Genomic DNA, 20,760 nt, shown 5'->3' on the forward strand with positions numbered 1-20,760 from the left:
CGGGGGTGTACGACAGCGCAATGCCGGGCGTTCACGGATGGAACGCCCAAGGCATGACTGTACGTGCTTCTCCCATCCAGACTTTAACTGTCGGTACCGGAATTTCACCGATTCAACCGTTCGCCTCCAAGGCCCAACAATCTGGGCCGTGACGGCTTGCGGGTCGCGGACTATAACCGCCGGTTCGGACTTACACCGACCCCGGAGCACGTATGTGTGTTGTTATTCTGCCACAACTACGAAGAAGCCCAGGCTATTCCCAGCCATCTTCGTAACATCCGTGACAGGTGTCAGATGCTCACTGCAGCGGCCTGGCCGGCAGCCCGGAGACGGTCAATGGCTTCCGCCGGATCCTGGTGTCCGTAGACGGCGGATCCCGCTACGAAGACGTTCGCGCCGGCCTCAGCCGCGCGGACGATGGTCTCTTCGGTGATTCCGCCATCCACCTGGATGGCCACGCCAATGCCCGATCCCTCAATCGCCGCCCGGGCGCGCCGGATCTTGGGCAACGTGATGTCGAGGAACGACTGACCCCCAAATCCCGGCTCCACCGTCATGATCAACAGCATGTCCAGCTCACTGAGCATGTCCAGATAAGGCTCCACCGGGGTGGCCGGGCGCAACGCCATCCCCGCCTTCGCCCCACGGGCGCGCAGCTCGCGCGCCAGCTTGACCGGCGCCATCGCCGCTTCTGCGTGGAAAGTCACTGAGGCGACGCCTGCATCAGCGTAGGCAGGGGCCCAGCGGTCGGCGTCGGAGATCATGAGGTGGGCATCCAGCGGAACCGGGCTGACTGCCTGGATCCTCTCAACCACGGGCAAACCCAGAGTCAGGTTGGGCACGAAATGGTTGTCCATGACGTCGACGTGAACGGCGTCGGCGTTGCTGATGCGCTTCAGCTCCGACTCAAGGTTGACGAAGTCCGCGGACAGGATGCTCGGGTTGATACAGCACTGGGACAAGGCAGGCCCTTCGGGTAGATGGTGAACGGGCTGCCGCAACGGAGACATCGTCCGTCGCGGCTGCATGTATGCGACTAGGCTTTCTTGCGGATAACCGCCATGAACATCGCATCCGTCTGGTGGATATGCGGCCACAGTTGGGCCGTCTGTTCGTGGCCGGCCCCGAGGCTGCCGGTGAGGCTGACATGGTCGAGGGCCAGTCCGGCGTCGAGCAGTTCAAGATCCTCCCGCTTGCCCAGCACATCGCCCACAACAGCGGTTGTTTCCGCCGGGTGCGGCGAGCATGTCACATAAGCCACCACACCGCCGGGCCTGACCGCGTCAATTGCCGACTTTAAGAGGTCGCGCTGCAGCGGGCCGAGGTCGCCGATGTCCTTCGGTGAACGGCGCCAGCGCGATTCCGGCCGCCGTCGCAATGCTCCCAATCCACTGCAGGGAACGTCCACCAGGACACGGTCGAAGGCCTCGGGCTGCTCCGTACCGACCTCCCGCCCATCGCCGGTCCGCACAGTCCAGCTCTCACCGGGGACGGCTGAGAGCGCTTGTTGGACAAGCTTCGCGCGGTGCGGTGCGGGTTCATTAGCCAGAAGGGTGGCGCCGTCACGGTGGGCCAAGGCGGCAAGCAGCGCAGCCTTGCCTCCGGGGCCGGCACACAAGTCCAGCCACCGTTCCCCGCCCTGCGGAGCACCGTCGAGGTCTACGCCGGCCAAGGCGCGGGCAACCAACTGCGAGCCGACGTCCTGGACACGGGTGGTGCCGCGGCGGACAGACTCGAAGCGGCCCAGGTCGCCACCGGCCGAGAGGGCAGAACCTTCCACCAGCTCGCCTGCAGTGGCACCGTTTTCAAATGCTTCGTCCAGGTCTCCCAGTCCGGGCAGCGCCACCAAATTGACCACGGGCGCCGCATTGTCGGCCTCAAGGAGTGCGTCAATCTCGGACTTTGGACGTCCATGGTTCACCAAGGACTGGCGCAGCGCACGCACAATCCACTCCGGGTGTGCATGGCGCAGGGCGGCGATCCGCGTCTCATCCGTTTCCTGGTCGAGGAGCGTATCCAGCCATTCATCCCAAGTGTGTGCCGTGACCTTGCGGAGCACGGCATTGATAAGCGCCGACGGACCGGCACCGATGACCGCACGGGCCAAACCAACTGTCTGGTCCAGAGCTGCGTGGGCAGGCACCCGCATGGACAACAGTTGGTGCGCGCCAATTCGCAACGCGTCCAGGATGGCCGGATCAAGCTGTTCTAGTGGCCGGTCCACGCAGCGGGCCAGGATGGCGTCATACGTACCCTGGCCTCGTAGCGCCCCGTAGCTTAGCTCGGTAGCGAAACCGGCATCACGCCGATCCAGGCGGTGCTCGCGGATACGGGCAGGGAGGACAAGATTCGCATAGGCGTCCTCGGAAGCAACAGCTCGAAGGACTTCGAATGCCACCAGGCGGGCGGGATCAGCGCGGCGCGTGCGCTGCGCAGGAGCACTGGTGGAGAACCCGCGCTGCGGGCCCCTGTTCCGCTCCCTGCCCTGGGCATTGCGCTTACTCCCCTGCCCACCCCGGTTGCCTTGCCCTCCACGGTCGCTTTGTCCGCCACCGTCCCGGCTCCCGCTGTTGTTGGGGCCTCGCCGGCCGGACTCGCTCATTCGAATACCACTCTCTCAGGTGCTGCCAAGCCGCGGGCCCAATCGGCCGGCGACATCATTTTCTTACCGGCCGGCTGAATGCGGCCAAGCTGGACGGCGTGGGATCCGGTTCCCACCAGTACGGATTGGGCTTCCACGCGGATGGTTCCCGGCGCAAGGTCCTTCACGTCGGGCCTTGGCAGCACGGGTTCAAGTTTGACCCGCTGGCCGTCCAAGATGGTCCAGGCCCCCGGTTCCGGTGTGACACCCCTGGCCCTTCGATTGAGGGCAAGGGCGGGCTGGCTCCAGTCCAGACGCCCATCATCCAATGTCAGTTTGGGAGCCAACGACACTTCACCGGTCTGCGGTTGAGCCACGGCCTGCCCGGCTTCAATCGCGGAAAGCGTCTGGCTGAGCAATACGGCACCGCTCACGGAGAGCCGGTCCAAAAGGTCGCCGGCGGTGTCTTCCGGGCGGACGGTTTCAGTGAGCGTCCCGAAGACGGGGCCGGTATCCAGCCCTTCCTCGAGTTGGAATGTCGCCGCCCCGGTGATGTCGTCGCCGGCAATGATGGAACGCTGTACAGGTGCGGCACCGCGCCACGCAGGCAGCAAGGAGAAGTGCAGGTTTATCCAACCGTGGGTGGGTACGCCCAACGCTGCGCGGGGGACGATTCCACCGTAGGCCACAATGGCGGCCACATCGGGAGAAAATTCCGCGATGCGGGCCGTTGTATCTGCGTCTACCTTCGCCGCCTTGATGACGTCCAGTCCCAGTTCCGCGGCACGGGCCGCCACCGGTGATGGAGTCAGGATGCGTTTGCGGCCCACCGGCGCGTCGGGTCGCGTCAGGACTGCCACGACATCGAACCCGGCTTTGATAAGTGAATCCAATGACGGGACGGCTACAGCGGGCGTGCCCGCGAAAAGAACCCTCACTCGGAGACCCCGAAGCTGCCGCCACCAAAACTGGAACCAACCGAGTTGGCACGCTTGGACGTGGTTTGCTCCGTGATGGCGTGGTAGTTGGCGTTACGGATGGCCCTGAGGGCCGCTTTCCGGTCTTCGCCCTCCAGCCGGTCGGTGTACAAGATACCGTCCAGGTGATCGGTTTCATGCTGGAAGCACCGGGCCAACATACCTTCGGCTTCCACCGAAACGGGGTTGCCATTCAGGTCCACGCCGGTTGCCCGGGTGGTCCGGTACCGACGCACCGGGAAGCCCAAACCGGGGATGGAGAGGCACCCTTCAACTTCGTCGGGCTGGAAATCCTCGCTGTTTTCCAGGACGGGGTTGATGATGTGGCCCTCCACGCCACCGATGCGGTACGTGAAAACGCGCTGACTAACGCCAACCTGGGGTGCGGCCAGGCCTGCGCCCTCAACATCCTCCATGGTTTCGGTCATGTCTGCTACCAGCTTGGCGAGCTCCGGACCGAATTCAGTAACGGGATCAGCTACGGTGCGCAACACCGGATCCCCAATGATTCGGATACTCATAATTGCCATGTGCTGTCAGTCCTCACGTTTGTCAAACCCGGCTCCGGGTGATGCGGAGCCTAAGCCAGTTTAGTTGAGGTCACCGTGCCGCTGCTGTTTCCTGCCCTGCTCCGGCCGTCGCGAACACAGGCGGGGCGACGGGCAGCAACGCCTGTCCGGCGTCAGCAACTTCCGCCGACATCTCCCACACCCGGCGCAAAGCGCAGAACTTCCACCAGTGGTGCTTGAGAATCTCAGGGTTGGCCCGTTGCGGCCGCACTTCAGTTTCGCCCACTGCGACAGCGAGCAACATGGGATTGTCACCATACTTCCAGGGCTCCCATTGTCCGGTCACGGGGTCCACCAGGCTTTCTTCGGCCTTCATTCCGGCCGTGAGCTGCATGACCACCTTGTCGTCAAGGGCTTTGACAGTTCCATCACGGGTTGTCCCCTTGGTCTTGTAGTCGATGAGGCAAATGCGCCCATTGATCCGGGCAACAAGGTCCAAAGTCCCCGCGTAGCCCACGGTCGAGTTCCATACCGTAATCTCGGGAGCCAGCGGCTCAACCTGGTAGAGATCCCACCACTCGTCGAACCGGGCCGCGAAGGCCTGTTCGCCGTGTGCTGCCAGGTCTTCCCGGCATTCCTCCATGCGATGCGGCCGCCCCATCGCCCTCAACGCCACCTGCTCGCAGTATGTATGCACCCTGTCACCGCGGGCAGCGGCCTGGTCGCGGTAAAGCTCTGCAGACTTCGATGCCTTGTTGATCGCTTGCCGGATTTTGGCCGGACTTCCGAGTATGGCGGGAAGCTCAGGGTCGGCAGCCAGGCTGCTTGCGCCCATGTAACTGAACCATCCGTCCAAGGTGTGGGCCTGTTGGCCGATCACTGTGGTGATGGATGGCACGGAGAATTGCCCGGTGGTTGAGCGGGCGTACATCCGGCCGTAGTCAGTAGCGTGGGCAAGCAGTGGAGCAGTCATATAAAGACTGTGTCATAAAGGACCGACATTCTCCGAGGGGAAGAGAATGGCGAGCTGCTCCGGCGGCAGTCGCCGCAGCTTTGCGGCAAGGATCGGGGCAGTCAGGGCCAGGTCGCCCAGGCATAGGGAAGACTCTGGATCTGGGTGGGACTCATCGGGTACTTCTTGTATGCGCACGTTGGGGAAGTGCTTCCGGCGCGTATTTCGTGACGCAGCTGTCCGGACTACAAAGAGACCCAAGACAGAAAGAAACCCCCCGGACAAAAGTCCAGGGGGTTTCTCTTGGTGGGCGATACTGGGTTCGAACCAGTGACCTCTTCGGTGTGAACGAAGCGCGCTACCACTGCGCCAATCGCCCGGGTGCATAGAAAACACTAACGGACCAGCGCCGGAATGCAAAACGGGTCCGGCATTCGCCGCCCCACCCTAACTACAGCCGTGGAATTACAGCGGTGAAACTTGTCAGTATCCGCGTAGTTGCAGGGATCCGGCCACCTCCGAACCCGAAAGCGAGCAATCGATTTGGAGTTTGCAGGAACCTCCTATAGAGTTTTTACTCGTCGGAAAGCGACGGAATGCCTGAAGGGCTGCCCGCCGAAACGACACTGCGGACGTAGCTCAGCTGGTAGAGCACCACCTTGCCAAGGTGGATGTCGCGAGTTCGAATCTCGTCGTCCGCTCGCAAGGCACTGTCAAGGCAAGAATTCCCCGGAATCCTGCTTACACGGTGGGTTGGCCGAGAGGCGAGGCAGCGGCCTGCAAAGCCGTATACACGGGTTCGAATCCCGTACCCACCTCGGTGAAAACCATGTCTTCCGGCTTTTGTCGGATGCATGGGCGATTGGCGCAGCGGTAGCGCGCTTCCCTGACACGGAAGAGGTCACTGGTTCGATCCCAGTATCGCCCACCAGAACAAGGCAACTTGTTTGTTGTTGAAAGCCACGCATCAGCATGGCAGGCAACATGTGCGGACGTAGCTCAGCTGGTAGAGCACCACCTTGCCAAGGTGGATGTCGCGAGTTCGAATCTCGTCGTCCGCTCTCCTTCAATGAAGGACCCGGTAACGGGCGATTGGCGCAGCGGTAGCGCGCTTCCCTGACACGGAAGAGGTCACTGGTTCGATCCCAGTATCGCCCACCAGAACAAGGCAACTTGTTTGTTGTTGAAAGCCACGCATCAGCATGGCAGGCAACATGTGCGGACGTAGCTCAGCTGGTAGAGCACCACCTTGCCAAGGTGGATGTCGCGAGTTCGAATCTCGTCGTCCGCTCCACATAAAGAAGCAGCTCTTCGGAGCTGCTTTTTTTGTGCCAATTTTTCGTTGAATTCCCATTCATCATTTGAAGTAACCGATACACCTCAGAAGAAGTCGCTTTATCTAATGTGATTGGGCTCGCATAATGTACTGCGAGCTCATCACCGTTCCACGCCAACCGGCAGGAGTACCCCCATGAACCAACTGACGGCATCCAAGTCCGTCCTGAGGCGCAAGCCCATTGACGATATCGAAGAAGAAAGCAAGCACAGCGGACTCTTTAAAAGTCTCGGCCTCTGGCAACTGACTGCCATCGGCGTCGGCGGAATTATCGGCGTCGGGATTTTCTCCCTGGCGGGCCTGGTGGCCCACGGCAGCGAGGGAAACCCGGGTGTCGGTCCTGCCGTCCTCTTTTCCTTCCTGATCGCCGGGCTGGCCTCGGGAGCGGCAGCGCTCTCCTACGCCGAATTCGCCGGCATGATTCCCCGCGCAGGCTCGGCCTACACGTACGGGTATGTAGCCCTCGGGGAGATCATCGGCTGGTTCATTGGCTGGGATCTTTTGCTTGAATACATTGCCATTGTGGCCGTTGTGGCCATCGGCATTTCCGGCTACTTCGACGCCTTCCTTTCGGGCATCGGAATCCACATGCCCACGTGGATGACCTCCACCGCAGACGAAGGCAAGGGCGGAATCATCAACCTGCCGGCCATCCTCGTCTGCCTCCTCGTCACCTGGATCCTGAGCCGGGGAACCAAGGCGTTCGGCAGGTTCGAGCTCGTGGCGGTCGCCATCAAGGTGATCCTGATCCTGTTCATCATCGGCCTGGGCATCTTCTACGTGAACACCGAGAACTACAACCCGTTCATGCCCAGTGGCTTCGGACCTGTCGTTGCGGGCGCCGCGACCGTCTTCTTCGCGGTGTTCGGCTACGACGCCATGAGTACCGCCGCTGAGGAGGCCAAGGACGGCAAGAAGCACATGCCCAAGGCCATCATCCTGTCCCTGATCATCGCCATGCTGCTGTACGTGGCCGCAACCCTGGTCCTCACGGGCATGCAGAACTACAAGGACATCAACCCCACGGCCGGCTTTGCCTCCGCCTTCACCGGCGTGGGACTTCCGGTCATCGCAACCATCATCTCGGTGTTCGCTGTCCTGTCAATCCTGACCGTGATGCTGACCTTCCTCCTTGGCGTCACCCGCGTGTGGTTCTCCATGAGCCGCGACGGACTGCTGCCCGGATGGTTCGCCAAGACCGACCGGAACGGCACTCCCCAGCGTGTTACCTGGATTGCCGGCATCGCCTCGGCATTCCTGGCTGGCGTCTTCCCCATCAAGGAAGTCGCCGACCTCACCAACATCGGCATCCTGGCCGCCTTCGTGGTGGTCTGCGTTTCGGTGATCGTGTTCCGCTACACCAAGCCGAATGCACCCCGTACGTTCCGTCTGCCGCTGATGCCCCTCGTCCCGGCATTCGGCGTCCTGGCTTCGGCCTTCCTGATGTTCCAGCTCCACTGGGAAACCTGGGTTCGGTTTGGGGTGTGGCTGGTCATCGGCTTGGTGATCTACTTCTCCTACGGCCGTAAGCACTCACTCATGAACCCGGACAGCCCCCGCCACAAGACGGTAACTACGCCCTCGGCGTAGTTTGTCCACAGGCCTGCGTTGAAGCCTTGGCACCTCTGTCAACTGGTGTTAGGGTCGGACGCGGAGGAGCGAACTGGCTCCGCGAAGGAAGGGAGGTGCCCGTGGGTTTAATTGACGACCTGAAGGGCAAGGCTCAGGGTCTCATTCAAGGCAACGAGGAAGCCATCAAGAATGGCATCGAGAAAGCCGGGGACTTCATCGACGAGAAGACAGGCGGCAAGTTCGCCGGTCAGGTCGATTCGGTCCAGAATGCCGCTTCCGACTTCGTGGCTAAAAATGACGGCGAGCCACAGGCTCCCGTCGCGGATGAGCCGAAGCAGCCGTAGCTGCCTGAGCCGCCGTACCAGATACGTCAAGGGGGCACCGGTCCCGCCGAGAGGCGCCACCGGTGCCCTTGGCGTTTAACAACTCCGATGGTCGGGTATTTTTGTGCCTATGCCTTCCCCTTCCCCGTCGACCACCGAACGCCTCGTCCGCAAGGAGGCCCTCGGTCCGCCCGTGACCGCAGGAATCGTGACGGCACTGGTTGGTTTCACCTCATCATTTGCCGTCGTCCTGGCAGGGTTGAAAGCCGTCGGCGCCAACCAGGGGCAAGCGTCCAGTGGCCTGCTGGCGCTGACACTGACTTTCGGACTCGGTATCCTGTGGCTCTCCTGGCGGTCCAAAATGCCGGTCACCCTGGCCTGGTCCACGCCCGGAGCAGCGCTTCTCGCCTCCGCTGGGATGGTCGACGGCGGCTGGCCGGCAGCCGTGGGAGCGTTCCTGCTGGTGGGGGTGCTGATCCTCCTGACCGGACTGCTCCCAGTCCTTGGCAGGACCATGGCAAAGATCCCCACGGCTCTGGCACAGGCCATGCTGGCCGGCGTTCTACTTCCCCTCTGCGTGGCCCCTTTCAAGTCCTTGGGCTCGGCGCCGCTGCTGGTCGCCCCGGTGCTCCTGTGCTGGATCGTCCTGATGAAGTTTGCACCCCGCTGGTCTGTTCCAGGGTCGCTGCTGGTGGCCTTGGCCGTCATCGGCATCCACATCGCCTCCAGCGGTGCCAACATCCCCGCTGAGGGCCTCCTCCCCCGGCTTCAGTGGACAACGCCCGCGTTTACCGTGGAAGCTGCCGTGGGGCTGGCCCTGCCACTCTTCATCGTGACCATGGCCTCACAGAACATCCCGGGGGTGGCCGTCCTGAAATCGTTCGGCTACACCACGCCGTGGCGGCCGTCCATGCTGGTGACGGGGGCCGGAACCGTTATTGGAGCCCCTTTCGGTGGCCATGCCATCAACCTGGCAGCCCTCAGCGCAGCACTGGCAGCCGGCGAGGAAGCCGGAAAGGACCACGATCGGCGCTGGATCGCGGCCTTTGTCTCGGGACTGGCCTACCTGGCCCTGGCAGCTGGTTCCGCGGCACTCGTCACGATCGTCGCGGCGGCCCCGCCTGGATTGCTTGAAGCGGTGGCAGGGCTTGCGCTCCTGGGCACGCTTGCCTCCTCGATTTCTTCGGCACTGGCCGCAGCCGAGGAACGCATACCGGCGTGCATCACGTTCCTGCTCGCAGCGTCAGGCTTGAGTTTCGCGGGTGTGGGCGCCGCGTTCTGGGCACTGGCCGGTGGCATCCTGGTGCGGTGGATGCTGAAGAGCCGGACACGGCTTCCGAAGGACTGACTCAGGCAGGTTCGTGGTTTTGTGCCTCACGGGCCAGCGCCGTGAGCCTGGAGACCGCCCGGAAGTACTTCTTCATGTAACCGCCGGTCATCATCTCTTCGGTAAAGAGCTGATCGAACGGGACTCCGCTGGCGAGAATCGGAACATCCTTATCGTAGAGACGGTCCGCGAGCACCACGAACCGCAGTGCAACGGCCTGCTCCGTGATGGTTTCGACATCGCTCCACACCACTGCCTCCACCCCGGAAAGCAACTGGCGGTACCGGCTCGGGTGGACCGCGGCCAGGTGGTTGACCAGGGTGCGGAAATCGTCGACAGCCACTGTCTTGCCGTCGAATTCGGCACGCATGCGGTGCTTGAGCTCTTCGGTCTTCAGAGGAGCAGGTGCCGCAGGGAGGCCGCGGTGGCGGAAGTCCTCGCCGTCGATCCTGACGACGTCGAACTGGTCGGCGAGCACCTGGATTTCGCGCTGGAAGTCGACGGCGGCAAAACGGCCTTCACCCAGGGAACCGGGCAAGGTGTTCGACGTCGCGGCGAGCTTGACCCCGGCGTCCGCCAGTTCACGCATAAGGCGCGACATCAAGACAGTGTCGCCCGGATCGTCGAGTTCGAATTCGTCAATGCAGACAAGTTTGTAGCTGCTCAGCGCTTCCACGGTCTTGCGGAACGAAAGAGCGCCAACAAGGTTGGTGTACTCCACAAAGGTTCCGAAAGCCTTCGGCCCCGGTGAGCGGTGCCACAGCGACGCCAAGAGGTGTGTCTTGCCAACACCGAACCCGCCATCAAGGTAGATGCCCGCCCTGGTGGCAGGGGCCTTTTTGGCGAACAACTTCTTGAAAAGCCCGCCACTATCGTCCGAGCCCACGCCATCGGCGAAGGCGGACAGAAGTTTCACGGCGTTGGCTTGGCTCGGCTGCGAAGGGTCCGGCCGGTAGCTGTCGAACGATACCTCTCCGAATCGCGGAGAGGGGTAGAAACCCTTGAGGAGTTCCTCCACGGAGACTGCCGGTGTGCGGACAGCCAATTGTTCGATCTGTACCACTGTGATCCGTTCCTTCGGTTGTGGGTCCCCAGCAAGAATACCGGCATAAGGAACGGCAGAACGGCCACGTGACCAAAGCCATGTTTCACCATGTGACCGCTGGGGAAGCAATCGCACCGGGCCGTGGTTAGTGTTGGAAAGGCCGGGCGGCCACCTGATGAACCAAGGCCCGGCTCCGTCCGTTGTCAGTGAAAGGCCATCAAATGTCCTACCCCGTTGAACAGAATGAAAAGTTCGCCGCCTACGCGAACCCTGAACGCCTCGTCTCCACTGAATGGCTTGCGGCAGCACTTGCCGATGGCGCCGTCGCCGACGGCAAACTGGTAGTCGTGGAGTCTGATGAAGACGTCCTGCTGTACGAAACCGGACACATCCCGGGCGCAGTGAAGATCGACTGGCACACAGACCTGAATGATGAAGTCACCCGCGACTACGTCGACGGTGCCGCTTTCGCCGCCCTCGCCGCGTCCAAGGGCATCTCCCGCGACAGCACCGTTGTCATTTACGGTGACAAGTCCAACTGGTGGGCCGCCTACGCGCTGTGGGTCTTCACCCTTTTCGGCCACAGCGACGTCCGCCTCCTCGACGGCGGCCGTGACAAGTGGATCGCCGAGGGCCGCGAGCTGACCACCGATGCATCGCAGCCGGCCCCAGGCGAGTACCCCGAAGTCGAACGCAACGATGCTCCCATCCGCGCCTTCAAGGAAGACGTCCTGGCGCACCTGGGCAACCCGCTGATCGATGTCCGCTCCCCCGAGGAATACACCGGCCAGCGCACCCACATGCCCGCCTACCCGGAAGAGGGAGCCCTGCGCGGCGGCCACATTCCTACTGCTGCTTCGATTCCCTGGGCACGTGCCGCAGCCGAAGACGGCACCTACCGCAGCCGCGAAGAGCTCGAAGCACTTTACCTTGGCGAGGCCGGCCTTGAACCCGGTGACGACGTCGTGGCCTACTGCCGCATCGGCGAGCGGTCCAGCCACACCTGGTTCGCCCTGAAATACCTCCTGGGCTTCGACACCGTACGCAACTATGACGGCTCCTGGACTGAGTGGGGCAACGCCGTCCGCGTCCCCATCGCCAAAGGCTCCGAACGCGGTTCGGTTCCAGCGGCACTGGCCCGCAACTAGCGGCATCCCATGGCCCCCCGTAGTGTTCCGGCCGGCACGATGCATTTGCCGTTGTTGTGCGTAAGCTGGAAGGGATGAGTACCCATACCTTGCCCGCCGCGCTGGCGGAAATCGTCGATGACTTCCAGGCCCTGACGGAGCCTGACCGCCTGCAACTGCTCCTTGAGTTCTCCAGGGGTTTGCCGGAGCTTCCTGAGCGCCTGAAAGACCACCCGGAGCTGCTGGAGCAGGTAGTCGAGTGCCAGTCCCCCTTGTTCCTGACCATTGAGTCGGAGAAGAACGGGGAAAACCCTGGCGGCCCCCGCGCCTACCGGTTGTTCTTCAAGGCTCCCCAGGAAGCACCCACAACGCGCGGCTTCGCTGGCGTGCTCCATGAAGGCCTGGACGGACTGACGGCCGAGGAGATCCTTGCGGTTCCGGATGACATGCCGGAGCTTCTCGGGTTGACGCGGGCCATCACGCCCCTGCGCATGCGCGGAATGACTGCCATGCTCGGCCGGATCAAGCGGAAGGTCTCGGCGGCGCACCGCCTGGAACACTGAAAGGCACCCTCACACGGTATGGCCAAGAAAATGGCTTCACAGGGGACGCCGGCCACTGCAGCGCTTGCTGCGGCCGGCGTTCCTTTTGTCCTGCACCCGTACGCGCATGATCCGTCCGCCTCCAGTTATGGACTGGAAGCGGCCGAAGTCCTGGGGATCGATCCCGCACGTGTCTTCAAAACACTCATGGTGGAGGTCGAGGGGCGTTTGGCGGTCGCCATTGTCCCGGTGTCCGGAAACCTTGACCTGAAGTCCGTAGCCGCCTCCCTGGGCTCCAAGAAGGCAGCAATGGCGGACCCCAAAGCGGCCGAACGCCGCACAGGCTACGTTCTCGGCGGCATTTCGCCGTTGGGTCAGCGCCAGCCCTCCCCCACTGTCCTTGACGACTCAGCCTTGGCTTTCGAGACCATCCTGGTTTCAGGGGGCCGAAGGGGTTTGGACATCGAGCTTTCACCCGCTGACCTGGTCAGCCTGACCCAGGCCATTACCGCATCGATCGGCACGGGCAAGTAGCCGGGTTCAGTCGACCGGCCCTGGAACGGAGCCGTGCCCTGTTGAACCGCTCCGGCCGGGGTTGTTCCGGGGTGCCAGTTGCCGTCGCAGCCAGGACCGGACCAGGCGCTCCCAGCGTTCGGGATCAACGTTCCACTCCTTGGTGTGCCTGGCACCGTCAAAAGGCTCGAAGGTGACCATTTCCGGGTTCTTCTCGGCAAGGCTGGCTGATGGTCCGAAGGGAACGTAGTCGTCGTCGACGCTGTGGATGAGCAGGGTGGGCGTGCGCAGCTCAACGGCGCGTGCCTCCCAGTCCATCGCTTTCAGGTCCACCGGGGCCGCCAGTCCGGTGAGCCGGCGGCCGAGGGGGTGGGTCAACATCATCTGGCCGTAACGTCCCACGCTGTAGGGGATCCTGTTCATCTCGGCGTGGTGGGCCATCACATTAACCCAATTGATGACCGGTGCATCCAGCACCATCGCCCGGATAGCCAGGCGATGCTTGGACAGATCCGCGGTTTGCAGGCTGATGGCACCGCCCATGGACCAGCCGAACAAAACAATTTCACGTGCGCCGTTCTCCAGGGCATAGTCGATGGCGGCCTCCACATCGCGCCATTCCGTGGATCCCAGGCCATACCGTCCGTCCAGCGCCGAGGGAGCAAGCCCGTCGTTTCGATAGGAAATCACCAGGCTGTCCATTCCAAGTTCCCGTGCAACGGGCACCGCACGAAGTCCTTCAATGCGGGTGGCACCCCTGCCGTGGACCATGATGGCCCAGACCGGTGCCGGCGCCGAGGCTTCGGCGCGGATCAACCACGCAGGCGCCTTGCCGCCGTCGATCCCTATGTCCACATTTTCGGCCTCCAGGCCCATGGCAGCCGGGTCCGGATAGGTAGCACCGCTCCACCAGGCCCGGCGGGCTTCGGAAAGCTCGCCGCTGTAGACTTCCTCGACTTCTCGCAGCACGGTTTGTTCGGCGGGCGAATACGAGACGATCCGCCCAATCCTCGCGTGCCCTGCACCCCCTGAAAAGAAGAGGCTGTAGGTGCCGTCGATGATGCTGTCCGGGGTGGCCGCAAGGATGACTTGGGGCCCGTCGTCACCGCGGATGACGGCCAGGACTTCCTGGTCTTCGTGACGGGCTGCGGGGGTAATGACTCGACGGGCAAAGTAGACGGCGAGCGCCGAGGAGCCTGCCCCCAGCAAGCCAGCAACGGTCCCGCCTGCCAGGAAGCCGCCAATGGCCCATTTGGTGCGGGGGGACAGTTTCTTCTCTGCAGCGTCGCTCGCTGACCGGGATGTCGATGCCATGGTTCCATTGTTGCCTTTTCAGGGCACCGTCCAGTGCAGGCAAGGACCGCGCGGCGTCCTGTTCGGGATGTTGGGCGCCGAAAGCCTGCGGGTCAGGTTGCCCGGGACTACGCTGTAGCCATGAGCGATCCCATAGTCATCCTGACGGAAGAGCCCCTTGGCCTCGAAGACCGTGTAAATATTTCCAAACTGCTCGACGGCGGTGACTCGCCATTGGTTGTCTTGGTCCCTTCCAATACCGAACGGCATCTCCTGGTGGACTTCCTGGAGAACCTCTCGTTGCTTGATATCGCCAAGGCGTTCCGCGACCTCACTGCGCAGTCGCCTGACCCCGAGGTGGAGCGGGCGGAGGCTTCGGAGACATTAGCGGCCTCTCTGGCGGCCTTGGCCGGCTTGGGCGGTGGCGTGACCGGGGAGGTAGTCGACGGCGATGCCGTGGCCGGCTTGGTGTCGAAGGTGCGTTCGGTGAACGCTGCCCAGGCCGTTGTCGTGACGCGTCCGCATGCCATTGCGGACACCTTCCACACGGACTGGGCCAACAAAGCACAGGATCAGCTGGGCCTCCCCGTATTGCACCTGTACGCAGGTTCGGGATTTATCGGCGACTCGTGAGCGTTGGAGAAGACATGAACACTCCTGAGAACACCAGCAAGACATCATCTGCGGCCGTGGAGAAGACCGACGCCCAGTGGCGTGAGGAGTTGACGCCGGAGGAATTCCGGGTCCTGCGGCAGGCAGGTACCGAACGCCCCTACACCGGCGAGTACTGGGATACGCATACCGAAGGCGTCTATCAGTGCCGGGCGTGTGGCAGCCAGTTGTTTACCAGCAAGGAAAAGTTCGATTCCCACTGTGGCTGGCCGTCCTTCTGGGCCCCGTTGGCTGAGGGCACTGTCCGGTATCTCCATGATCGGACCATGGGGATGGACCGGGTGGAAGTACGCTGCGCCACGTGCGATTCCCATTTGGGGCACGTTTTCGATGGCGAGGGTTACGACACCCCTACGGACCAGCGCTTCTGCATCAACTCCATCTCGCTCCGCCTGGTAAATCCGGAAGAGAGCTGACCGGGCTCCGGACGGATCGCCGCGGCGGTCCGTCCGGAACTTCACTGGCCGGTTTCAACTGTTGTGTCCTTGATCTCAAATGCCTTTCACTGATGCCATGACCAAGAGTTTCTTACGCTCAGCCCATTTTTGAATTAGCAATACTTTTCGCTTGCTACGCTCGGCCTAGAAGCAATTACTACTTCGAAAGGGCCGAGTTCCATGACGATTACCGCCACCCCCACCCTCCCGCGTGTCACCGCCGACAACGCCGAGTGGACTTCACTCAAGGCTGCGGCCACCGCCCTGCAGGCGCACCAGGAACAGGACGGCTCCATTGCCGATCCTGCAGCCCACGGCGAAGCCGGCCGCCTCGTAGCCACGATCTCGGAGGCCATCACCGCACTGGCCCCACACTTTCCCCATGACGCCCGATACCTCCAACTGCTGGTCGAAGACTTCGGCCGGTGGGCAGCCGAAGGTTTCGGCGTACCGGACTTCCTGGACTCACTCCAGGCCTTCCAGCCGCAGGAGCAGCGCGTTGACGGCCTGCAGCACCTGGTGGTCTTCCCCATGTACACGCAGAACGGCAGCACCAACCGGCTGGTCGAAGCAGTCCTGATCGAGGTCATTTGGCCGGAGTTCATTGGTGGCCTGGAAGCAGGCGACTACTCGAACAAGCTCTTCGTCCCCATCCGCTTCGTGGACTTCACCCCGGGCTACGACACCAACTCGGCGGTCCTCTTCCCCGAGACCGTCGCCGTCCGCGAGACGCCCACCTTCACATGGGGGGCCATTTTCGCCGACCGCGAGGCCGCCCGCTTCCGCCGCGTGCTCAAAGCCGCTGCCGAGACCACGTCCCTGGAATTGCCGGCTGACGCAGCCCAGCTGATCTCCGACCAGGAGCTCACCCAGCGGACGTTCGTGATGTGGGACCTGATCCACGACCGCACGCACATGCGCGGCGACCTGCCCTTCGACCCGTTCATGATCAAGCAGCGGATGCCTTTCTTCCTCTACTCGCTCGAGGAACTGCGCTGCGACCTCACCGCGTTCCGGGAATCCGTCCGCATCGAAAAGGACGAGACCGCCGATCCCGATGCCCGCAAGCACGCAAAGCTGGTCCAGTACGCCGTGATTTTCGACCGGATCTTCCGCTTCGCCATCACCGGCAGCCGTGTACGCAATTACGACGGACTCGGCGGCCAGCTCCTGTTTGCCTGGATGCACCAGCACCGGGTCCTGCACTGGACGGACAGCAAGCTCAGCATTGACTGGGACGAAGCAGCCGCCGTCGTAGTGGAGCTTGGCGCACAGATCGAGGAACTATACTGGCGTTCCATTGACCGTCCCAAGGCAGCGCACTGGCTGGCCGCTTACGAGCTCATTTCGAGCACCGTGACCCCGCACCCGGCGTCCGTTTGGGCGAAGGGCCCGGACGCCCTTCCCCTTGATGGACCGCCGCGTGGCCTCACGGACCAGGTCCTGGACGATGAATTCCCGCTGTCCATGTTCTACGAAGCACTGGAGAAGAAAATGCGCCCCGTGATCGAATCCACCACCGGCATCACCGGTTCGACGGCGGCCTGATGACCGCATTGACCATTTTGGTGACGGGCGGCAGCAGCGCTTCGGGCGTTGCCGCCGCCCGTGCGCTGGCTGCAGCAGGGCACCGTGTCATCACGGTGGGATCGGATGAAGCCCGCATCAAGGCCGCCGCGGCTGAAACCGGCCAGGACGTCACCCCCTTGGTGTGCGACCTCGCCAGCCTTGAGGCGGTTCGCGAACTGAACTCCGATATCGAAAAGCTGCACATTGGGGGCGTCGACGGAGTGATCCACCTCGTCGGCGGTTGGCGCGGCGCAAAGGGTATCGAGGATCAAAGCGACGACGACTGGGACACGATGGAACGCAATGCCGTCACGACCCTGCGCAACGTCTCCAGGGTCTTCTACGGCCAACTCGAAGCATCTGCGCACGGACGGCTTGCAATGGTGTCATCCACAAGCGCCTCGGCCCCAACCGCTTCAGCCGCCAGCTACGCTGCCGCGAAAGCTGCAGCGGAAGCCTGGACCCTGGCGGTAGCCGATGGTTTCCGCCGCGAACAGTCGGGCAACAAGGACGCTCCCACCGAGCAACACAGCGCCGCGGTGGTCTTCGTGGTGAAGGCCCTCGTCGACGCCGGCATGCGGGAGGCGCATCCCGAACGGCGATTCCCCGGTTACACGGACGTCGAAGACCTGGCTGCTGCCGCCGTCGGCCTTTTTGAACAAGCTGCCAGCGAACTGAACGGCCAGCGCATCCTGCTGGCCAAATAGACTTGAAAGCGTGAACGAACCAGTGACAAGCACAACAGAGGCAATCCTCAGCGCGCCCGGCACGGCCGGGCCGGTACAACTGCACGATCCGGCGGTCCGTGGATTTGCATCGGATAACTATTCCGGCGTGCACCCCGAAATTCTTGCTGCCTTGGCCGCCGCCAATGGCGGACACCAGGTTTCCTACGGCGAGGACGTGTACACGGCCAGGCTCCAGGAGGTCCTGGAGCAGCAGTTCGGGCCTGGTATCGAGAGCTTCCCCGTCTTCAACGGCACGGGCGCCAACGTCCTGTCCCTGCAGTCCCTGCTCCCACGGTGGGGCGCTGTTATCTGTGCATCCACCGCGCACATCAACATGGATGAGAATGGGGCGCCGGAGCGCATCGGTGGAATCAAGCTCCTTCAGGTGCCTACGGACGACGGCAAGCTCACTCCTGAGCTGATTGACCGCGAAGCATGGGGCTGGGGCGATGAGCACCGCGCCCAGCCCCTGGTCGTCTCCATCACCCAAACCACTGAGCTGGGTACCTGCTATACGCCCGAGGAAGTACGCGCCATTGCCGACCACGCCCACTCCAAGGGCATGAAATTGCATATGGATGGAGCCCGGCTGGCCAACGCAGCGGCTCACCTTGGGGTGCCCCTGCGCGCATTCACCCGCGACGCCGGCGTGGACATCCTCTCCTTTGGTGGCACCAAGAACGGGCTGCTCTTCGGTGAGGTCGTGGTGGCATTGAACCCCGAGGCAGCGGACGGCCTGAAGTTCCTGCGCAAGATGAACATGCAACTCGCATCCAAGATGCGGTTCATCTCCGCCCAGTTCATCGCCTTGCTCGAAGATGGACTCTGGCTGCGCTCCGCTGAACACGCCAATGCCATGGCGGCCCGCCTCCGCGCCGCCGTGGAAGAGATCGACGGCGTTGAACCCACCCAGGCGACGCAGTCCAACGGGGTCTTCGCCATCCTCCCCGAGGGCGTAGCCGACCGGCTTCGGAAGTCATTCGCGTTTTATGACTGGGACGCCGCCCGGCGCGAAGTCCGGTGGATGTGCTCCTTCGACACCACGCCAGAGGACATCGATGCCTTCGTTGAAGGGATCCGGCGCGAGCTTGGGTCCAAGTAACCCTTGCGCTTCGGGGCGGCGAGCCTGCACAGAATCGCCGCCCCGGACGCATAATCTGCGAGGGTGAACGCCCTCGCACAGGTTCCCGCGGATTTTCTCTTCGCCCTGGGAACGCTACGCAAAGCACAATGCCGCAGCGAATTGCGGCTTGAGGAGATCCCTGCCCCGGCCCGGCTGGCGCCCTATGCCGTGGCCTTGGGCGCGGAAGTGTTCAGTCCCACCGCGGCCACCCGGCAGGTTCCAGTCCACGGGCCAGCCGCCAAAGCTTTCGCCCAAAGCCACGCCAACAGTCCGTCCACGGACGACGACGACGAGCTCGCCACCGGCCGCTTCATCCTCCTGCACGACCCCGACGGGTCCGCAGTCTGGGAGGGCGAGTTCCGCATTGTCACGTACATCCGGGCCCAAATGGACGCCGAAATGGGCAATGATGCCATGCTGGGCTCCGTAGCGTGGACGTGGCTGGTGGATGCGCTCGAGAACCATGCGGCTCCCCATCGTGCGGCCGGAGGCACGGCCACCAGGATTCTTTCCGAGAGCTTTGGCACCTTGGCAGAACGACCGGACACCATCGATATCGAACTCCGCGCCTCCTGGACGCCGGCCAGCGCCGACGTCCAGGCCCATCTGGAAGCCTGGTCCGACATGGTCTGCACCTTCGCGGGACTGCCGCCCCTGCCCCCAGGGGTTACCGGACTACCCAACAGGAGGCTCAATTGACCCCGGAACATTCCACTGGCCACCTCACCGGCGCCCGCGAAGCATACCGTTGTGACGGGAATCGGTAAGCTTAAGCCACCATGACCCCTGAAAATCCGGAAAACACCACAGCCGGCGATCCGGCTGCTGAAACCACCACCCACATCAAGGTCGACGGCTTCGACAGCCACGTCCCCGAAATCATTGATCTTGACACCCCGCGCGAAGGCGTGCCCCTGGTCATCGACACCCCGGCGGGATTGGAGCGGTGCGCCGCTGCAATCGCCGCGGGCACTGGACCGGCAGGAGTGGACGCGGAGCGCGCCTCAGGCTTCCGCTACGGCCAGCGCGCCTTCCTGGTCCAGATCCGGCGTGAAGGCGCCGGTACCTGGCTGATCGACCCCGAGCCCTTTGACGACCTGGCGATCATCAACGACGCCCTCCGGGGCGTCGAATGGATCCTGCACGCTGCCACCCAGGACCTGCCCTGCCTGTCTGAGCTGGGCATGTGGCCTGACAAACTTTTTGACACAGAACTGGCTGCCCGCCTGGCAGGCCTCCCCCGCGTCGGGCTCGCCGCAGTGATCGAGCAACTCCTCGGGTTCGGCCTCGCCAAGGAGCACTCCGCTGCTGACTGGTCCACCCGCCCCTTGCCCGAACCGTGGCTGCGATACGCCGCCCTGGACGTCGAGGTCCTCGCCGAACTCCGCGAAGAACTGATCGAACTCCTCGAAGCGGACGGCAAGCTCGAGTACGCCGAACAGGAATTCGCCGGGATCCTCGCTGCCGGTATTTCCCCGCCGCGGGTCGACCCATGGCGCAAGACCTCCGGCCTCCACCAGATCCGGGACCGCCGCCAACTGGCCGCAGTCCGTGAACTCTGGCTGGAACGCGACCAGCTGGCCCGCAAGCGCGACGTCGCACCCGGCAGGCTGATCCCGGACTCCGCCCTCGTGGCCGCCGCCAAGGCCATGCCCACCACCGTCCCCCAACTGCTTGCCACCAAGGGATTCCATGGCCGCTCCGCCCAACGCGAGGCACCCCGCTGGCTGCGGTGCATCACCACCGCCAGGACCCTCACGGACCTCCCTCCCCTGCACCTGCCCACCAACGCACCCCCGCCCCCCAGGGTGTGGGTGGACCGGGATCCCGAGGCGGCCGCACGCTTGGCTACCGCGCGGCCCGCACTGCAGGCCCTGGCAGAGGAACTCAATCTTCCTGTCGAGAACCTCCTGACCCCCGACTACCTGCGCCGGATCACCTGGCGTCCACCGGCGGACGTTTCGCTCGAATCGGTCTCCTCTGAGTTGCGGACCCTTGGCGCACGGGAGTGGCAAATCTCCTTGACTGCCCCGATCCTTACCGCCGCGTGCTTGAATCCGGATCCGCTTCCAGCCAAGGAATCAAAACCCAAGGACGCCAGCTGATCGTGCCGCTGAAAGGCCCGCCACCCGAA

General features: G+C 63.3%; 20 protein-coding genes, 7 tRNA genes and 1 riboswitch. Of the genes, 19 read left to right on the forward strand and 8 right to left on the reverse strand.

Annotation, left to right across the window (positions count from 1 at the left end; all coding sequences use genetic code 11):
- Positions 1 to 59: 59 nt before the first annotated feature.
- Positions 60 to 214, reverse strand: a riboswitch (FMN riboswitch).
- A gap of 76 nt (positions 215 to 290) precedes the next feature.
- The 6 genes from rpe to NEK97_RS02850 all read right to left on the reverse strand — a co-directional run bounded on the left by rpe (position 291) and on the right by NEK97_RS02850 (position 5,398).
- Entirely contained in the window at positions 291 to 962 is a 672-nt protein-coding gene (gene rpe / locus NEK97_RS02825) for a ribulose-phosphate 3-epimerase (protein WP_257368339.1), read from the reverse strand.
- Between the two features lie 74 nt (positions 963 to 1,036).
- On the reverse strand, positions 1,037 to 2,602 hold the full coding sequence (locus NEK97_RS02830) for an RsmB/NOP family class I SAM-dependent RNA methyltransferase (protein ID WP_257368340.1): 1,566 nt from the start codon (positions 2,600 to 2,602) through the stop codon (positions 1,037 to 1,039).
- Complete coding sequence (gene fmt, locus NEK97_RS02835) at positions 2,599 to 3,519, reverse strand: methionyl-tRNA formyltransferase (protein WP_257368342.1); 921 nt, start codon at positions 3,517 to 3,519, stop codon at positions 2,599 to 2,601. The genes NEK97_RS02830 and fmt overlap by 4 nt, the downstream gene beginning before the upstream one ends.
- A complete protein-coding gene (gene def / locus NEK97_RS02840) occupies positions 3,516 to 4,088 on the reverse strand; it encodes a peptide deformylase (RefSeq protein ID WP_257368343.1) in 573 nt (190 codons plus the stop codon). The genes fmt and def overlap by 4 nt, the downstream gene beginning before the upstream one ends.
- 70 nt (positions 4,089 to 4,158) lie before the next feature.
- Positions 4,159 to 5,040 carry a cytochrome gene (locus NEK97_RS02845; RefSeq protein WP_257368344.1) on the reverse strand — a complete coding sequence of 294 codons (882 nt, stop codon included), beginning with the start codon at positions 5,038 to 5,040 and terminating at the stop codon, positions 4,159 to 4,161.
- Between the two features lie 283 nt (positions 5,041 to 5,323).
- Positions 5,324 to 5,398: transfer RNA gene (locus NEK97_RS02850), tRNA-Val, on the reverse strand.
- Between the two features lie 249 nt (positions 5,399 to 5,647).
- Between NEK97_RS02850 and NEK97_RS02855 the strand changes: the two genes are divergently transcribed.
- From NEK97_RS02855 to NEK97_RS02895, 9 genes are all read left to right on the forward strand, one after another.
- Positions 5,648 to 5,720 (forward strand) — tRNA-Gly (locus NEK97_RS02855).
- Between the two features lie 46 nt (positions 5,721 to 5,766).
- Positions 5,767 to 5,837: transfer RNA gene (locus tag NEK97_RS02860), tRNA-Cys, on the forward strand.
- Positions 5,838 to 5,875: 38 nt separating this feature from the next.
- Positions 5,876 to 5,950, forward strand: a tRNA-Val gene (locus NEK97_RS02865).
- A 57-nt stretch (positions 5,951 to 6,007) separates the two neighbouring features.
- Positions 6,008 to 6,080: transfer RNA gene (locus tag NEK97_RS02870), tRNA-Gly, on the forward strand.
- Between the two features lie 25 nt (positions 6,081 to 6,105).
- Positions 6,106 to 6,180 (forward strand) — tRNA-Val (locus tag NEK97_RS02875).
- 57 nt (positions 6,181 to 6,237) lie between these two features.
- Positions 6,238 to 6,313, forward strand: a tRNA-Gly gene (locus tag NEK97_RS02880).
- Positions 6,314 to 6,490: 177 nt separating this feature from the next.
- Positions 6,491 to 7,945: an amino acid permease gene (locus tag NEK97_RS02885; RefSeq protein ID WP_235520521.1), complete on the forward strand. Its 1,455-nt coding sequence runs from the start codon at positions 6,491 to 6,493 to the stop codon at positions 7,943 to 7,945.
- Positions 7,946 to 8,040: 95 nt separating this feature from the next.
- Entirely contained in the window at positions 8,041 to 8,271 is a 231-nt protein-coding gene (locus tag NEK97_RS02890; protein WP_257368346.1) for an antitoxin, read from the forward strand.
- A gap of 109 nt (positions 8,272 to 8,380) precedes the next feature.
- A complete protein-coding gene (locus NEK97_RS02895; protein ID WP_257368347.1) occupies positions 8,381 to 9,598 on the forward strand; it encodes a benzoate/H(+) symporter BenE family transporter in 1,218 nt (405 codons plus the stop codon).
- Position 9,599: 1 nt separating this feature from the next.
- Here NEK97_RS02895 and zapE read toward each other — a convergent pair whose 3' ends face one another.
- Positions 9,600 to 10,640, reverse strand: a complete 1,041-nt coding sequence (zapE, locus tag NEK97_RS02900) for a cell division protein ZapE (protein ID WP_257368348.1) — start codon at positions 10,638 to 10,640, stop codon at positions 9,600 to 9,602.
- Positions 10,641 to 10,843: 203 nt separating this feature from the next.
- Between zapE and NEK97_RS02905 the strand changes: the two genes are divergently transcribed.
- The 3 genes from NEK97_RS02905 (at position 10,844) to ybaK (ending at position 12,825) form a co-directional block, all read left to right on the forward strand.
- Positions 10,844 to 11,770, forward strand: a complete 927-nt coding sequence (locus NEK97_RS02905) for a sulfurtransferase (protein ID WP_257368349.1) — start codon at positions 10,844 to 10,846, stop codon at positions 11,768 to 11,770.
- A gap of 74 nt (positions 11,771 to 11,844) precedes the next feature.
- A complete protein-coding gene (locus tag NEK97_RS02910) occupies positions 11,845 to 12,312 on the forward strand; it encodes a SufE family protein (RefSeq protein ID WP_235520516.1) in 468 nt (155 codons plus the stop codon).
- An 18-nt stretch (positions 12,313 to 12,330) separates the two neighbouring features.
- A complete protein-coding gene (gene ybaK, locus NEK97_RS02915; protein WP_257368351.1) occupies positions 12,331 to 12,825 on the forward strand; it encodes a Cys-tRNA(Pro) deacylase in 495 nt (164 codons plus the stop codon).
- A gap of 6 nt (positions 12,826 to 12,831) precedes the next feature.
- On the opposite strand, the gene NEK97_RS02920 is transcribed toward ybaK, so the two are convergent.
- A complete protein-coding gene (locus NEK97_RS02920; protein WP_257368352.1) occupies positions 12,832 to 14,118 on the reverse strand; it encodes a S9 family peptidase in 1,287 nt (428 codons plus the stop codon).
- A 120-nt stretch (positions 14,119 to 14,238) separates the two neighbouring features.
- Here NEK97_RS02920 and NEK97_RS02925 point away from each other — a divergent pair, with 120 nt between their 5' ends.
- From NEK97_RS02925 to NEK97_RS02955, 7 genes are all read left to right on the forward strand, one after another.
- Positions 14,239 to 14,730, forward strand: a complete 492-nt coding sequence (locus tag NEK97_RS02925) for a hypothetical protein (protein WP_257368353.1) — start codon at positions 14,239 to 14,241, stop codon at positions 14,728 to 14,730.
- A 14-nt stretch (positions 14,731 to 14,744) separates the two neighbouring features.
- Positions 14,745 to 15,185 (forward strand): peptide-methionine (R)-S-oxide reductase MsrB, encoded by a 441-nt coding sequence (gene msrB / locus NEK97_RS02930; RefSeq protein WP_257368355.1) that lies wholly within the window; start codon positions 14,745 to 14,747, stop codon positions 15,183 to 15,185.
- Between the two features lie 201 nt (positions 15,186 to 15,386).
- Complete coding sequence (locus NEK97_RS02935; RefSeq protein WP_257368357.1) at positions 15,387 to 16,754, forward strand: DUF6421 family protein; 1,368 nt, start codon at positions 15,387 to 15,389, stop codon at positions 16,752 to 16,754.
- Positions 16,754 to 17,482, forward strand: coding sequence for an SDR family NAD(P)-dependent oxidoreductase (locus NEK97_RS02940; protein WP_257368359.1), 729 nt, complete (start codon positions 16,754 to 16,756; stop codon positions 17,480 to 17,482). The genes NEK97_RS02935 and NEK97_RS02940 overlap by 1 nt, the downstream gene beginning before the upstream one ends.
- A gap of 10 nt (positions 17,483 to 17,492) precedes the next feature.
- Positions 17,493 to 18,605: a low specificity L-threonine aldolase gene (locus NEK97_RS02945; RefSeq protein WP_374111504.1), complete on the forward strand. Its 1,113-nt coding sequence runs from the start codon at positions 17,493 to 17,495 to the stop codon at positions 18,603 to 18,605.
- 63 nt (positions 18,606 to 18,668) lie between these two features.
- The gene (locus tag NEK97_RS02950; RefSeq protein WP_211714097.1) at positions 18,669 to 19,325 is read left to right on the forward strand and encodes a DUF3000 domain-containing protein; all 657 of its coding nucleotides are present in this window, start codon (positions 18,669 to 18,671) and stop codon (positions 19,323 to 19,325) included.
- A gap of 80 nt (positions 19,326 to 19,405) precedes the next feature.
- Positions 19,406 to 20,731 carry an HRDC domain-containing protein gene (locus NEK97_RS02955; RefSeq protein WP_257368363.1) on the forward strand — a complete coding sequence of 442 codons (1,326 nt, stop codon included), beginning with the start codon at positions 19,406 to 19,408 and terminating at the stop codon, positions 20,729 to 20,731.
- Positions 20,732 to 20,760 lie beyond the last annotated feature (29 nt).

This window comes from Paenarthrobacter sp. UW852 (assembly GCF_024608385.1).
GTDB lineage: Bacteria > Actinomycetota > Actinomycetes > Actinomycetales > Micrococcaceae > Arthrobacter.

Coding starts and splice junctions, on each gene's coding strand:
- NEK97_RS02830 (WP_257368340.1), bottom strand. CDS start 2,602: ATGAGCGAGTCCGGCCGGCGAGGCCCCAACAACAGCGGGAGCCGGGAC.
- def (WP_257368343.1), bottom strand. CDS start 4,088: ATGGCAATTATGAGTATCCGAATCATTGGGGATCCGGTGTTGCGCACC.
- NEK97_RS02845 (WP_257368344.1), bottom strand. CDS start 5,040: ATGACTGCTCCACTGCTTGCCCACGCTACTGACTACGGCCGGATGTAC.
- NEK97_RS02885 (WP_235520521.1), top strand. CDS start 6,491: ATGAACCAACTGACGGCATCCAAGTCCGTCCTGAGGCGCAAGCCCATT.
- NEK97_RS02895 (WP_257368347.1), top strand. CDS start 8,381: ATGCCTTCCCCTTCCCCGTCGACCACCGAACGCCTCGTCCGCAAGGAG.
- NEK97_RS02905 (WP_257368349.1), top strand. CDS start 10,844: ATGTCCTACCCCGTTGAACAGAATGAAAAGTTCGCCGCCTACGCGAAC.
- NEK97_RS02910 (WP_235520516.1), top strand. CDS start 11,845: ATGAGTACCCATACCTTGCCCGCCGCGCTGGCGGAAATCGTCGATGAC.
- ybaK (WP_257368351.1), top strand. CDS start 12,331: ATGGCCAAGAAAATGGCTTCACAGGGGACGCCGGCCACTGCAGCGCTT.
- NEK97_RS02920 (WP_257368352.1), bottom strand. CDS start 14,118: ATGGCATCGACATCCCGGTCAGCGAGCGACGCTGCAGAGAAGAAACTG.
- NEK97_RS02925 (WP_257368353.1), top strand. CDS start 14,239: ATGAGCGATCCCATAGTCATCCTGACGGAAGAGCCCCTTGGCCTCGAA.
- msrB (WP_257368355.1), top strand. CDS start 14,745: ATGAACACTCCTGAGAACACCAGCAAGACATCATCTGCGGCCGTGGAG.
- NEK97_RS02935 (WP_257368357.1), top strand. CDS start 15,387: ATGACGATTACCGCCACCCCCACCCTCCCGCGTGTCACCGCCGACAAC.
- NEK97_RS02940 (WP_257368359.1), top strand. CDS start 16,754: ATGACCGCATTGACCATTTTGGTGACGGGCGGCAGCAGCGCTTCGGGC.
- NEK97_RS02955 (WP_257368363.1), top strand. CDS start 19,406: ATGACCCCTGAAAATCCGGAAAACACCACAGCCGGCGATCCGGCTGCT.